The organism is Klebsiella sp. GN_Kp190 (genome assembly GCF_040061795.1).
Lineage (GTDB): Bacteria > Pseudomonadota > Gammaproteobacteria > Enterobacterales > Enterobacteriaceae > Klebsiella > Klebsiella michiganensis.
This window is the reverse complement of record NZ_JBEAFN010000012.1, coordinates 179,940-193,744: the sequence shown is the minus strand read 5'-3', so window position 1 is coordinate 193,744 and position 13,805 is coordinate 179,940. Positions and strand designations below refer to the sequence as shown.

Below are 13,805 nucleotides of genomic sequence, written 5' to 3'. Positions count from 1 at the left end.
CTTGTCAAAATACGTCCTCACGCGCGGCGGCCATCACATGCTATGCTGCGCGAGCTAAAGTCATCTACAGCGGAGCGTTGTTACACCATGATGGACAACCTACGCACGGCCGCCAACAGCGTCGTGCTCAAGATTATTTTCGGTATCATTATCGTCTCGTTCATTTTGACCGGGGTGAGTGGTTACCTGATTGGCGGTGGTAACAACTATGCCGCAAAAGTTAATGACCAGGAGATTGGTCGCGCACAGTTTGAAAATGCCGTTGCCAGCGAGCGTAATCGCATGCAGCAGCAGCTTGGCGACCAGTTCTCAGAACTGGCGGCCAATGAAAATTACATGAAGACCATGCGTCAGCAGGTGCTGAACCGTCTGATTGACGAGGCGCTGCTCGATCAGTATGCCCGTGAGCTGGGTCTCAACATCAGCGACGACCAGGTGAAGCAGGCTATCTTCCAGACCCAGGCTTTCCAGGCGGATGGCAAATTTGATAACGAGCGCTTCAGCCGTATTGTTAATCAGATGGGGATGACGACGGATCAGTACGCGCAGGCGCTTCGTAATCAGCTGACGACTCAGCAGCTGATCAACGCCGTAGCCGGTACCGACTTTATGCTGCCGGGCGAATCCGACCAGCTGGCGGCGCTGGTTTCTCAACAGCGCGTCGTCCGTGAAGCCACTCTCGACGTGAACGCGCTGGCGGCAAAGCAAACCGCTACCGACGATGAAATCAACGCGTTCTACCAGCAGAACCAGGCGCGTTTTATGGCGCCTGAGCAGTTCCGCGTCAGCTACATCAAGCTGGACGCTGCCAGCATGCAGGAAAACGTCTCTGACGAAGAAATTCAGTCATGGTACGACCAGCATCAGGATCAGTTCACTCAGCCGCAGCGTAACCGCTACAGCATCATCCAGACCAAAACCGAAGCGGATGCGCAGGCGGTGCTTGATGAGCTGAAGAAAGGCGCTGACTTCGCCACGCTGGCCAAAGAAAAATCAACCGATATTATCTCTGCCCGCAGCGGCGGTGATATGGGGTGGCTGGAAGATGCGGCGACTGTGCCAGAGCTGAAAGAGGCCGGTCTGAAAGAAAAAGGCCAGCTTTCTGGCGTAATTAAATCCTCCGTTGGGTTCCTGGTTGCCCGCCTGGACGATGTTCAGGCAGCACAGGTTAAACCACTGGCTGAGGTTCGCGACGATATTGCGGCGAAAGTGAAGCAGGAAAAAGCCCTGGATGCGTACTATGCCCTGCAGCAGAAAGTGAGCGACGCGGCGAGCAACGATAACGAGTCGCTGGCGGGCGCAGCCCAGGTTGCCGGTCTTAAAGTGGTTGAAACCGGCTGGTTTGGCCGCGACAGCCTGCCGCAAGAGCTGAATTTCAAGCCGGTCTCTGAAGCTATCTTCAACGGCGGCCTGGTGGGCGAAAACGGCACGCCGGGCAGCAACTCCGATATCATCACCGTCGACGGCGATCGTGCGTTTGTTCTGCGCATCAGCGAGCATAAACCGGAAGCGGTGAAACCGCTGGCGGATGTGAAAGCGCAGGTGAGCGATATTGTGAAGCACACGAAAGCGGAACAGCAGGCGAAGCTGGATGCCGACAAGCTGCTGACGGCCCTGAAAGAGGGCAAAGGCGATGAAGCGATGAAAGCCGCAGGCCTGAGCTTTGGTGCGCCGCAGACGCTGTCACGCACCGGTCAGGAAGCGCTGAGCCAGTCCGTCTTTGCACTTCCGCTGCCGCAGGCGGGTAAGCCAAGCTACGGCGTGGGCTCCGATCTGCAGGGCAACGTGGTGCTGCTGGCGCTGGACGAAGTGAAAGCGGGTACGATGCCGGAAGAGCAGAAAAAAGCGATGATTCAGGGGATCACCCAGAATAACGCCCAGATCGCTTTCGAAGCGCTGATGAGCAACCTGCGTAAAGCGGCGAAAATTAAGCTCGGCGACATTATCGATCAGCAACAATAATTACGTGCTGCTTCGCAAAAGCAAGTAACGTGATGTCATTCTCAAAGGCCGCTTTCGCGGCCTTTTCCATTTCTGCATTTTGCCTTTTGTACTCTTTTTCCTTCGTCGCTATCGTGACCTTGCTGTCTACAAACAAGGAGATAACAGCATGAAACGAGGAATGAAAACGCTTATTGCCGCCGTACTGGTTTGCGCGGCGGGGAGTCAGATAGCGCAGGCGGCGCCTTCTGCCGGCAAAGCGTCGGCGCCGGTAAAGGAAAGCGTGCAGTCGCCGCAGGCAAAAGCGCCGGATGCGTTAAATGCGCCGGATAGTGAAGGCACCAGGGTGAGTATCAATAACGCCAGCGCGGAAGAGCTGGCTAAGGCGCTGAATGGCGTCGGCCTGAAGAAAGCGCAGGCTATAGTGAGCTATCGCGAAGAGTACGGGCCATTTAAAACCGTTGACGATCTTAAGCAGGTGCCCGGAATGGGCAACTCGCTGGTAGAGAGAAATCTGTCACATCTGAAGCTGTAAATTTTCAGCGAAAGTTTGCACAGTCGTCATTATTTGCCAGACTGAAGAGGTCACACTAGTGGTGTGACCTCTGACCTCAAAACAACAATTAAAGATAAGGCATTTGCGCTATGCAGACACAAATCAAAGTTCGCGGCTATCATCTGGATGTCTATCAGCACGTTAACAATGCGCGTTATCTGGAGTTTCTCGAAGAAGCGCGTTGGGATGGCCTGGAAAGCAGCCCGGCCTTCCACTGGATGACCGCTCGCAACATCGCCTTTGTGGTGGTCAATATCAATATCAACTACCGCCGACCGGCGGTACTAAGCGATGTGTTAACCGTCACCAGCAAGCTCGAACAGCTGAACGGAAAAAGCGGGACGTTAAGCCAGGTGGTCACCCTCAACCCTAATGGCGAAGTGGTCGCCGATGCGCTTATCACTTTTGTCTGTATCGATCTAAAAACGCAGAAAGCGCTGCCGCTTGAGGGCGAATTGCGGGAGAAGCTGGAGCAGCTTGAGCCTCGCTAACAGGCCAGCCGGAGGGGGATGTCCCGGAGGCGGTGCTGCGCACCTGTCCGGGCTACGTTTCCTTAGCTGTCTGCGATCCGGTAGCGCGGGCAGGCGCATCGCGCCGCCCCCGTGAGCAAGCGCACAGAAAGTGGCAGAACTTCCCCGAAAGCGCTTCTGCGTATCTGACCGGGCTATGCATCGTGAGCCGCCTGCGATCCCGCCACGCCGCCGGGAAGTAACCGGTTACTGGAGCCCGGTTTTCTGCTTCATCACCGTCATCACCCCAACCTTATCGCCCAGATACTGGCTCAGCCCGTTGGCGCGGAGGTTACAGGCGGCGCACTGCCCGCAGCCGTCGCCTTTAATGCCGTTATAGCAGGTGAGGGTTTCATGGCGCACCAGGTCGAGCTGGCCCCAGTAATCGGCCAGGGCCCACGTTTCGGCTTTGTTAAGCCACATTAGCGGCGTCTCAAAGCGAATATCTTTCGCCATACCGAGGCTGACGGCATGGTGCAGCGCTTTCACGAACTCGTCGCGGCAGTCCGGGTAGCCCGAAAAGTCGGTCTCGCAAACGCCGGTGATAATAGCTTCCGCCTTCACCTGATACGCGTAAATGGCCGTCAGGGTTAAAAACAGAATGTTGCGCCCGGGTACGAAGGTATTCGGAATGCCGCTGGCGTCCGGTTCATAATCCGGAACCGGAATGCTATCGCGGGTCAGGCTGCTGACCGCCAGTTCGTTAAGCAGGGTGACATCAAGGACTTTATGGGCCACGGCCCCCAGCTTTAGCGCCAGTTCGCGAGCAACGTCAATCTCCGCGCGATGACGTTGGCCATAATCAAAAGTGACGCAATGCACTTCATCATACTGTTGCAGAGCCTGCACCAGGCAGGTCGTCGAATCTTGTCCTCCGCTGAAGACAACTACGGCGCGTTTCATGGTAATTCCTGACAATCGAAGTGAGGCGCATATGGTAGCGCCTGATGAACGTGACCACCAGCCCCGTCACGGCGTAGAGGCCGGTAGCCAGGCGCTGGCGAAATCAAACCAGCCGCGCGCGTTTAGCCGTAGTCCGTTGACCCCCGGCGGCGCGCTGATGCGATAATTATAATTGAACAGCGGCGTCATGATGGCATCGTCCATCAGGCTGTTAAAGACGTTGCGCAACGCTTCGCTACGGCTGCGTTCGTCCGGTAAGGCCTGAACGGCATCCAGCGTCGCCTGGAGATGCGCATATTGCGCCCCGGTCAGCAAATTAGGCCACAGCACGTCGCAGCGTAGCCACTGCTCCAGCGCATAGACCGGCGCTTCGCCAATCAGGCGGTCGCCCATCATCAGGTCCGCCTGTGCAAACTGCTGGCAGCCATCCCAGTTTTTCGCATCATGGAAAATAATCGTCAGCTCACAGCCCAGTTCCGCCAGCCGTTGACGAAGCCGATCCGCCATGGCGTGTAGCTCTACGGGGAGGTGATAGAGCAGCGTAAGCCGTTCGGGCAGAGGGGTACTATGATTTTCAGGCCACTGCGGAATAGACCAGCCCGGCAATACTTCGTTGCTGGGCGCGATCAGATCCTCATCCAGCGGCAGGGTTTCTAACAGGGTGGAGCGATGAATCAGCGAGACCAGCCTTTGCGCCTGCGCTTTGTTAAGACGAGGGCTCTGGCGCAGCGTCAGATAGCAAAAGCCGAGGCTAATACTGTTGCTGACCTGACGTAGTCTGGTCAGTTCGTCAGGATCGCCAATGGTTATCTGTACCGGATGACGACAGCTGGTGCCCAGATCCTGCTCGAACAACTGCGGCGTGATCCAGTACTCCACGGCCTGCAGCAGCGGGTGAGTGAGATGATAGCGCTGATGGTTTTCCAGCCGCACCAGGTCCGCAGTAAATCGCTTCAGGCGAAACGGTCCGCTGCCGATCGCCGGATCGTCAGGATGCGCCAGCACGCTGCAGTAGCTGGCAAGGCGGAACGGCAGCCAGTAATCGGCGCGATGCAGGGTGATAGTCAGACACTGGGAGTGGGTTACGCTAATTTCGCTGATACTGGCGAACAGCGTGCGCAGCGCGGGCAGCTGCAGCAGCATCAGGAGCCGCTGCTGCAGCTGTGAGGTTTTAATCGGATCGCCGTTGTGCCAGAACAGGGTAGAACGAATATAAAAGTGCCAGCGCAGGCCGTCAGGCGACACCTCCCAGTGATGGGCTAAATCGCCTATCGGACAGGTACTCTGCGCATCAAATCGGGTCAGACCGGAAAATATCTCCCCGGCCAGGTGCTGCTCCGCGCGTCCCGGCATAAAACCCGGGCGCAGCGGCTCCAGCGGACGGTAGTAAGGAATACGCAGGGTCGGCGTATTGTTCTGCCATTGGCCGCCGAGAAAGGGGGAAAGCAGCGCTTTAAGCTCCACCGGCGCCAGCTGGGCCAGTTCGAGGGCATTTTGCTGCTGCCCTTTATTCAGCGCCTGCTCCATCATCTCATTGCGCAGCGCTTCCGGCGCTTTATAAAACTGGAGTAGCCCGCGCTTTCCGCGACCGGAGCTGGCCTGCCAGCTTAGCCAGCCTGACTCTTGCGCCTGGCGCAGCAGGGTTCGAATGTGGCGTTCGCTGCAAAAGCAGCGTTCGGCCAGCTCGCCGACGGTTACCTGCTGCGGCTCTCCGGCGGAGGGCTGCCAGAGTCGCTGGTACTGATGCAGACGGTTTAATAGCCTCATCGCTGTGTAATCCTGCGTAGATTGGTAAACCCGGAACAATAAAATTTATCTATTCACTATTACTTCCGTATATCTCAGGCAATACTGCAACACAAGCAAAATCCACCACGATTTGGGGAGCAGAAGATGGCAAGACTGGCTGCATTCGATATGGACGGTACGCTACTGATGCCGGACCATCGTCTGGGAGAAAAAACGCTTTCGACGCTCAAACGTCTGCGCGATCGCGATATCACCCTGACTTTCGCCACCGGTCGTCATGCTCTGGAAATGCGCCACGTTATCGGCGAGTTCTCTCTGGATGCGTTTTTAATCACCGGCAACGGGACGCGCATTCACTCTCTGGAAGGTGAGGAGCTGTATCGCCGCGATCTGGCTCCCGATGTGGCGGAAGAGGTGCTGCACAGCGCCTGGGAAACCACGGCCAGTATGCATTTCTTTAACGACGGCGGCTGGTACACCGGGCAGGCGATCCCGGAATTACTGAAAGCGCACGTCTTTAGCGGTTTTCGTTATCAGCTGTACGATCCAAAGCGAATGCCGGCGCATCAGGTCACTAAAATCTGCTTCTGCGGCGATCATGACGATTTGCGGCGGCTAAGGCTTCAACTGAGTGAAGCGCTGGGCGGCCGAGCGGATCTCTGTTTTTCGGCGATGGATTGCCTTGAAGTGTTGCCTGGCGGCTGTAACAAAGGCGCGGCGCTGGCGGTATTAAGCCAGCATCTGGGGCTGACGATGCAGGATTGTATGGCGTTCGGTGACGCCATGAACGACCTGGAAATGCTCGGCAGCGTCGGGCGCGGCGTGATTATGGGCAATGCGATGAATCAGCTGAAAGCGGAACTCCCACATCTACCGGTTATTGGCGACTGCCGTCATCAGGCCGTCTCCCACTTTTTGACTCATTGGCTGGATAATCCCGATCTTCCTTATTCCCCCGAATAAAGAGACCCTGCCAGCAAGCCAGATATGCTGTGATATCTGGCTTCTTTTATTTTGCCTGCAGCAGGTCGGCGATTTGTGCCTGCCATGAGGAGATATCGCCAATATTGGCCGCTACCCACTGCGGGTTGTAGTAGGTTTCCAGATAACGTTCACCGCTGTCGCACAGCAGCGTGACGAGAGAGCCGGTGCGCCCCTCTTCGCGCATCCGCACGGCCAGCTGCAGTACGCCCCACATGTTGGTGCCGGTGGAGGCGCCGACCTTACGTCCGAGCAGCGTTTCCAGCCATAGCGCGGTGGCGACGCTGGCGGCATCCGGTACCCGCAGCATCTCATCGACCACGTCGGGAATAAACGACGGTTCGACGCGCGGGCGGCCGATGCCCTCAATTTTACTGCCGACCGGGCTGCGCAGGCTGGCGTCGCGGCTCTGCCAGTAGTCCATAAACACCGAGTTTTGTGGGTCAACCACCAGCAGCTGCGTATCGTAGCCCTGACTACGAATGTAGCGTCCGATGGTGGCAGAGGTGCCTCCGGTGCCCGCGCTCATCACGATATACGACGGCTGCGGATGCGGCTCATGGTTCATCTGACGGAAGATACTGTCGGCGATATTATTGTTTCCCCGCCAGTCGGTCGCCCGTTCGGCATAGGTAAACTGATCCATATAATGGCCGTTCAGCTCGCGGGCCAGGGTTTCGGAGGCGGCATAGATTTCGCAGGCGCTATCGACGAAGTGGCAGCGGCCGCCGTAGAACTCAATTTGTTCAATTTTACGTTTTGCCGTACAGGAAGGCATCACGGCGATAAACGGCAGGCCTAAGAGACGGGCGAAGTAGGCTTCAGAGACGGCGGTCGAACCGGAAGAGGATTCGATAATCGTTGTCCCTTCTTTAATCCAGCCGTTGCACAGACCATAGAGAAACAGCGAGCGGGCCAGGCGGTGCTTCAGGCTACCGGTTGGATGGGTGCTTTCATCCTTCAGGTAGAGCTGGATCCCCGGGAACCCCGGAAGCGCCAGACGAATAAGGTGCGTGTCGGCGGAACGCTGATAATCGGCATTAATTTCACTAATCGCGTGTTTAACCCAGGCGCTGTTCATCTTAAATTCCTGTTTGTCATTTTGTGCCCAGCTTAGCGGAAATCGAAGGAAAAATTGTTGCCATTTAGCCTTTCAATTACAATGAATGGAGTAAATTTTTCTCCCAAGGTGCCCTATGTTAGATAAAATTGACCGTAAGCTGCTTTCTTTACTGCAAACCGACTGCACCCTCTCTTTGCAGGCGCTGGCCGATGCCGTTAATCTGACCACCACGCCCTGCTGGAAGCGCCTGAAGCGGCTGGAAGACGAAGGTATTCTGCGTGGGCGCGTCGCGCTGCTGGATGCGGAAAAGGTCGGGCTTGGGCTGACGGCGTTTGTGCTGATTAAGACTCAGCATCACAGTAGCGACTGGTATTGCCGCTTCGTCAGCGAAGTCACGCAGATGGCGGAGGTTCTCGGTTTCTGGCGTATGGCGGGGGAGTATGATTATCTGCTGCGGGTCCAGGTGGCGGATATGAAGAACTACGATGATTTTTATAAACGCCTGGTTAACAGCGTGCCGGGGCTCTCGGATGTCACTTCGAGTTTTGCCATGGAACAGATAAAATACACCACTGCCTTGCCGATTGATTAACGGCATCAGCCGCTACGAATTACACACTCAGGATTTAACTGCTTGCGATTATTTGCCCAACTTAGCTGGTATTTCCGCCGGGAGTGGCGTCGTTACCTCGGCGCTATTGCTCTGCTGATCGTGATTGCCATTCTGCAACTGGTGCCGCCAAAGGTGGTGGGTATCGTGGTTGACGGCGTAACAAAACAACATTACACCGCGGAAAAGGTGTGGATGTGGATCGGCCTGCTGGTCGTTATTGCGGTGATGGTCTATTTGCTGCGCTACGTCTGGCGCGTATTGCTTTTCGGCGCCTCTTATCAGCTGGCCGTCGAACTGCGCGAGGATTTCTATCGCCAGCTCAGCCGCCAGCATCCGGCCTTTTACCTGCGCCACCGTACCGGCGATCTGATCGCTCGCGCCACCAACGATGTGGATCGGGTGGTGTTCGCCGCCGGCGAGGGGGTATTAACCCTGGTTGACTCGCTGGTCATGGGCTGCGCGGTGCTGATTGTCATGTCGACGCAAATCAGCTGGCAGTTAACCCTGCTGGCGCTGCTGCCCATGCCGCTGATGGCGCTGGCGATTAAGCGTAACGGCGATGCATTACACGAACGCTTTCGCGTCGCGCAGGCGGCCTTCTCCAGCCTCAACGACCGCACCCAGGAGAGCCTGACCAGCATCCGCATGATCAAAGCCTTTGGTCTCGAAGACCGACAGTCGGCGCTGTTTGCCGCCGACGCCGCGGATACCGGGGCGAAAAACATGCGCGTGGCGCGTATCGACGCCCGCTTTGACCCGACGATTTATATCGCTATCGGGACCGCTAACCTGCTGGCCATCGGCGGCGGCAGCTGGATGGTGATCCAGGGCAGCCTGACTCTGGGTCAGCTCACCAGCTTTGTGATGTACCTCGGCCTGATGATCTGGCCAATGCTGGCGCTGGCGTGGATGTTTAACATCGTGGAGCGCGGTAGCGCGGCCTATGCGCGCATTCGCACCATGCTGGAGGAGGCGCCGGTGGTGAACGACGGCAGCGAGCCGACGCCGGAAGGGCGCGGCACGCTTAGCGTCGCCGTGCGCGAGTTTATCTACCCGCAGGCGAACAAGGTCTCGCTGGAAAAGGTCAACTTTACGCTCCAGCCCGGGCAGATGCTGGGGATTTGCGGGCCGACCGGCTCCGGCAAGAGCACCATTCTGGCGCTGATTCAGCGCCACTTTGACGTGACTGAAGGCGATATCCGCTTCCACGACGTTCCCCTGACCCGGCTACAGCTGGATAGCTGGCGCGCACGTCTGGCGGTCGTCAATCAGACACCGTTCCTGTTCTCTGATACCGTCGCCAGCAACATTGCCCTCGGTAAACCGGACGCCACGCAGGAGCAAATCGAGCACGTTGCGCGGCTTGCCAGCGTGCATGAGGATATCCTGCGCCTGCCGCAGGGGTATAACACCGAAGTCGGCGAGCGCGGCGTTATGCTTTCCGGTGGGCAAAAACAGCGTATTTCCATCGCCCGCGCGCTGCTGCTGGAGGCGGAGATCCTGATCCTTGATGATGCGCTGTCGGCGGTGGACGGCAGAACGGAGCACCAGATTTTGCATAACCTGCGGCAGTGGGGAGAGGGGCGGACGGTGATCATTAGCGCCCATCGCCTGTCGGCGTTGACCGAGGCCAGCGAAATTCTGGTGATGCAGCACGGGCATATTTCCCAGCGCGGTCGCCATGAGGCGCTGGCGGCGCAGCCGGGCTGGTATCGGGATATGTACCGTTATCAGCAGCTGGAAGCGGCGCTGGATGATGTCCCGCAGGAAGATAAGGAGGTCGCCGGTGCGTAGTTTCACTGAACTCTGGCCGACCTTAAAGCGCCTGCTGGCCTACGGCTCCCCGTGGCGTAAACCACTGATGATAGCGGTTGCCATGATGTGGGTTGCGGCGGTGGCGGAAGTCAGCGGCCCGCTGCTGATCAGCTACTTTATCGACAATATGGTGGCGAAGCACTCGCTGCCGTTGAAGCTGGTCTGCGGTCTCGCCGTGGCCTATATCGGCCTGCAACTTCTTGCCGCTGGCCTGCATTATTGCCAGGCGCTGCTGTTTAATCGCGCGGCGGTCGGCGTGGTGCAGCAGCTGCGCAGCGATGTGATGGACGCCGCGCTGCGTCAGCCGCTCAGCGAGTTTGATACGCAGCCGGTCGGGCAGCTCATCTCGCGGGTTACCAACGATACCGAAGTGATTCGCGATCTCTACGTGACCGTGGTGGCGACCGTGCTGCGTAGCGCCGCTTTGATTGGCGCGATGCTGGTGGCGATGTTCAGCCTTGACTGGCGGATGGCGCTGGTGGCTATCGCTATTTTCCCGGCGGTGCTGATCGTGATGATGATTTATCAGCGCTACAGCACGCCCATCGTCAGGCGGGTTCGCGCCTGGCTGGCGGACATCAACGACGGTTTTAATGAAGTGATTAACGGCATGGGCGTCATCCAGCAGTTCCGCCAGCAGGCGCGGTTCGGCGAGCGGATGCGCGAGGCCAGCTACGCCCACTATCTGGCGCGTATGCAAACCCTGCGTCTTGATGGCTTCCTGCTGCGCCCACTGCTGAGCCTGTTCTCTTCATTAATTCTCTGCGGCCTGCTGATGCTGTTTGGTTTCAGCAGCAGCGGAACGATCGAAGTCGGGGTGCTATACGCCTTTATTAGCTATCTTGGGCGACTGAACGAGCCGCTGATCGAGCTGACCACCCAGCAGTCAATGCTGCAGCAGGCGGTCGTGGCGGGCGAGCGCGTCTTCGAGCTCATGGACAAACCGCGTCAGGCGTGGGGTGAAGATAGCGAGCCGCTGCGCAGCGGGGCGATGAGTATCGATCATGTCTCTTTTGCCTACCGCGACGATAGACTGGTGTTGCAGGATATTAATCTCGATATCCCGTCCCGCAGCTTTGTGGCGCTGGTTGGTCATACCGGGAGCGGTAAAAGCACCCTGGCCAGCCTGATGATGGGCTACTACCCGTTAACCCAGGGAGAGATTCGCATCGACGGTCGTCCGCTTTCTTCCTTAAGCCACAGCGCGCTGCGTCAGGGGATTGCAATGGTGCAGCAGGATCCGGTGGTGCTGGCTGACACCTTCTATGCCAACGTCACCCTCGGTCGCGACATCAGCGAAGAGCAGGTCTGGGAAGCGCTGGAAGCGGTACAGCTGGCGGCGCTGGCCCGTGAAATGGAAAACGGTATTTATACGCTGCTGGGCGAGCAGGGGAATAATCTCTCCGTTGGCCAGAAACAGCTGCTGGCGCTGGCGCGGGTGCTGGTCGATACGCCGCAGGTGCTGATTCTTGATGAGGCGACGGCCAATATCGATTCCGGTACCGAGCAGGCGATTCAGCAGGCTCTGGCTCGGGTGCGCGAGCACACCACGCTGGTGGTGATTGCGCACCGCTTATCGACCATCGTCGAGGCCGATACGATCCTGGTACTGCACCGCGGTCAGGCCGTTGAGCGCGGAAGTCACCAGCAGTTGCTGGCGGCCAGAGGCCGCTACTGGCAGATGTATCAGCTGCAGCTGGCTGGCGAAGAGCTGGCGGCCAGCGCGCAGGAAGAGTCGCTTATCGCCTGATGCACCATAAACAGGCAGCGGCGCCGCCGCGGCCTGAGGTGGTGCAAAATCGTCACAAGCTGCGCACTGAAATGGTGCAGTTTCAGGCAAAAGAGGCATTTTGCCGCTTCGTTTCCGCCGAATTATTCTCCTTCCTCCTCAAAAAGGGCCGCCTGGCGGTCCTTTTTCATTTCTGGCATAGCCCTTGCTTTATTAGAAACGTGTTAGCTGCGGCCATTACCGAATTCTGACTGGAGGGGACTTATGAAGCTGGTTACCGTGGTAATCAAACCATTCAAACTGGAAGACGTGCGTGAAGCATTATCTTCAATGGGTATTCAGGGCCTGACGGTCACTGAAGTTAAAGGGTTCGGCCGTCAGAAAGGCCACGCGGAGCTCTATCGCGGCGCGGAATATAGCGTCAATTTTCTGCCGAAAGTGAAGATTGACGTCGCGATTGCCGACGATCAGCTGGACGAAGTCGTCGATGTCATCAGTAAAGCGGCTTACACCGGAAAGATTGGCGACGGCAAAATCTTTGTCGCCGAGCTGCAGCGCGTGATTCGCATCCGTACCGGCGAATCAGACGAAGCGGCACTGTAACTTTCAGACCACACAGTGATGGGGAACGAAACAATGAAGATAGCAACAATGAAAACAGGTCTGGGAGCGTTGGCTCTTCTTCCGGGGCTGGCGATGGCCGCACCGGCGGTCGCGGACAAAGCCGACAACGCTTTTATGATGATTTGCACCGCGCTGGTGCTGTTTATGACGATTCCGGGCATCGCGCTGTTCTACGGCGGGCTGATCCGCGGTAAAAACGTTCTCTCCATGCTGACGCAGGTCATCGTGACGTTTGCGCTGGTCTGCGTACTGTGGGTGGTTTATGGCTACACGCTGGCCTTCGGCGCTGGCGGCAGCTTCTTCGGCAACTTCGACTGGGTACTGCTGAAAAATATTGAACTGAAAGCGCTGATGGGGAGCTTCTATCAGTACATCCACGTTGCTTTCCAGGGCTCCTTTGCCTGTATTACCGTTGGCCTGATCGTCGGTGCGCTGGCGGAACGTATTCGCTTCTCGGCGGTACTGATATTCGTTGTGGTATGGATGACGCTCTCTTATGTGCCGATTGCGCACATGGTATGGGGCGGCGGTCTGTTGGCTACGCACGGCGCGCTTGATTTCGCCGGCGGTACGGTTGTTCACATCAACGCCGCGGTCGCGGGGCTGGTGGGCGCCTACATGATGGGCAAACGCGTCGGCTTTGGTAAAGAAGCGTTCAAACCGCATAACCTGCCGATGGTTTTCACCGGTACCGCCATCCTCTACGTTGGCTGGTTTGGCTTTAACGCCGGTTCAGCAAGCGCGGCGAACGAAATTGCCGGTCTGGCGTTCGTTAACACCGTGGTTGCAACGGCGGCGGCTATCCTGGCATGGACCTTCGGCGAGTGGGCAACCCGCGGCAAGCCGTCACTGCTGGGCGCCTGTTCAGGGGCGATTGCCGGTCTGGTCGGCATCACTCCGGCCTGTGGCTATATTGGCGTCGGCGGCTCGCTGATTGTGGGTATCGCTGCGGGCCTTGCGGGTCTGTGGGGCGTCACCGTTCTGAAACGCTGGCTGCGCGTTGATGACCCGTGCGATGTGTTTGGCGTCCACGGAGTCTGCGGTATCGTAGGTTGCATCCTGACCGGTATCTTCGCCGCGACTTCTCTGGGCGGTGTGGGCTACGCGGAAGGCGTCACCATGGGCCATCAGGTTCTGGTACAGCTGGAAAGCATCGGTATCACCATCGTCTGGTCAGGCGTCGTCGCCTTTATCGGTTACAAGGTTGCCGATATGACCGTTGGCCTGCGCGTACCGGAAGATCAAGAGCGTGAAGGGCTGGACGTAAACAGCCACGGCGAAAACGCCTACAACGCCTGATAAAACGAGTTATCTCCTGAAGC

General features: G+C 57.6%; 13 protein-coding genes. 10 read left to right on the top strand and 3 right to left on the bottom strand.

Features of this window, described 5'->3' with window-relative positions:
* The first annotated feature begins 87 nt into the window (after positions 1 to 87).
* From ppiD to ABLU67_RS10335, 3 genes are all read left to right on the top strand, one after another.
* A complete protein-coding gene (gene ppiD, locus ABLU67_RS10345) occupies positions 88 to 1,962 on the top strand; it encodes a peptidylprolyl isomerase (protein ID WP_004848261.1) in 1,875 nt (624 codons plus the stop codon).
* 148 nt (positions 1,963 to 2,110) lie between these two features.
* Positions 2,111 to 2,476 (top strand): helix-hairpin-helix domain-containing protein, encoded by a 366-nt coding sequence (locus ABLU67_RS10340; protein ID WP_004848263.1) that lies wholly within the window; start codon positions 2,111 to 2,113, stop codon positions 2,474 to 2,476.
* 110 nt (positions 2,477 to 2,586) lie between these two features.
* The gene (locus ABLU67_RS10335; RefSeq protein ID WP_057173996.1) at positions 2,587 to 2,988 is read left to right on the top strand and encodes a YbgC/FadM family acyl-CoA thioesterase; all 402 of its coding nucleotides are present in this window, start codon (positions 2,587 to 2,589) and stop codon (positions 2,986 to 2,988) included.
* Positions 2,989 to 3,213: 225 nt separating this feature from the next.
* On the opposite strand, the gene queC is transcribed toward ABLU67_RS10335, so the two are convergent.
* Both queC and ABLU67_RS10325 read right to left on the bottom strand, forming a co-directional pair.
* Positions 3,214 to 3,909, bottom strand: coding sequence for a 7-cyano-7-deazaguanine synthase QueC (queC, locus tag ABLU67_RS10330; protein ID WP_014228183.1), 696 nt, complete (start codon positions 3,907 to 3,909; stop codon positions 3,214 to 3,216).
* A gap of 66 nt (positions 3,910 to 3,975) precedes the next feature.
* Positions 3,976 to 5,676, bottom strand: a complete 1,701-nt coding sequence (locus tag ABLU67_RS10325) for an SgrR family transcriptional regulator (protein WP_348852289.1) — start codon at positions 5,674 to 5,676, stop codon at positions 3,976 to 3,978.
* 126 nt (positions 5,677 to 5,802) lie between these two features.
* Here ABLU67_RS10325 and cof point away from each other — a divergent pair, with 126 nt between their 5' ends.
* Complete coding sequence (gene cof, locus ABLU67_RS10320) at positions 5,803 to 6,621, top strand: HMP-PP phosphatase (RefSeq protein ID WP_014228185.1); 819 nt, start codon at positions 5,803 to 5,805, stop codon at positions 6,619 to 6,621.
* A 46-nt stretch (positions 6,622 to 6,667) separates the two neighbouring features.
* On the opposite strand, the gene ABLU67_RS10315 is transcribed toward cof, so the two are convergent.
* Positions 6,668 to 7,720, bottom strand: coding sequence for a PLP-dependent cysteine synthase family protein (locus ABLU67_RS10315; protein ID WP_201435090.1), 1,053 nt, complete (start codon positions 7,718 to 7,720; stop codon positions 6,668 to 6,670).
* A gap of 115 nt (positions 7,721 to 7,835) precedes the next feature.
* Here ABLU67_RS10315 and ABLU67_RS10310 point away from each other — a divergent pair, with 115 nt between their 5' ends.
* Genes ABLU67_RS10310 through amtB form a run of 6 tightly spaced genes read left to right on the top strand, consistent with a single transcriptional unit; the run spans position 7,836 to position 13,782 of the window.
* Positions 7,836 to 8,294, top strand: coding sequence for an Lrp/AsnC family transcriptional regulator (locus tag ABLU67_RS10310; protein WP_004135994.1), 459 nt, complete (start codon positions 7,836 to 7,838; stop codon positions 8,292 to 8,294).
* A gap of 42 nt (positions 8,295 to 8,336) precedes the next feature.
* On the top strand, positions 8,337 to 10,109 hold the full coding sequence (locus tag ABLU67_RS10305; protein ID WP_025107160.1) for a SmdA family multidrug ABC transporter permease/ATP-binding protein: 1,773 nt from the start codon (positions 8,337 to 8,339) through the stop codon (positions 10,107 to 10,109).
* Positions 10,102 to 11,880 (top strand): SmdB family multidrug efflux ABC transporter permease/ATP-binding protein, encoded by a 1,779-nt coding sequence (locus ABLU67_RS10300; protein ID WP_348852288.1) that lies wholly within the window; start codon positions 10,102 to 10,104, stop codon positions 11,878 to 11,880. Before ABLU67_RS10305 ends, ABLU67_RS10300 begins: the two co-directional genes overlap by 8 nt.
* Positions 11,880 to 12,110 carry a hypothetical protein gene (locus ABLU67_RS10295; RefSeq protein WP_025107158.1) on the top strand — a complete coding sequence of 77 codons (231 nt, stop codon included), beginning with the start codon at positions 11,880 to 11,882 and terminating at the stop codon, positions 12,108 to 12,110. The genes ABLU67_RS10300 and ABLU67_RS10295 overlap by 1 nt, the downstream gene beginning before the upstream one ends.
* Before the next feature lie 13 nt (positions 12,111 to 12,123).
* Entirely contained in the window at positions 12,124 to 12,462 is a 339-nt protein-coding gene (gene glnK, locus ABLU67_RS10290; protein ID WP_004099573.1) for a P-II family nitrogen regulator, read from the top strand.
* A 33-nt stretch (positions 12,463 to 12,495) separates the two neighbouring features.
* On the top strand, positions 12,496 to 13,782 hold the full coding sequence (gene amtB / locus ABLU67_RS10285) for an ammonium transporter AmtB (RefSeq protein ID WP_004848284.1): 1,287 nt from the start codon (positions 12,496 to 12,498) through the stop codon (positions 13,780 to 13,782).
* Positions 13,783 to 13,805 lie beyond the last annotated feature (23 nt).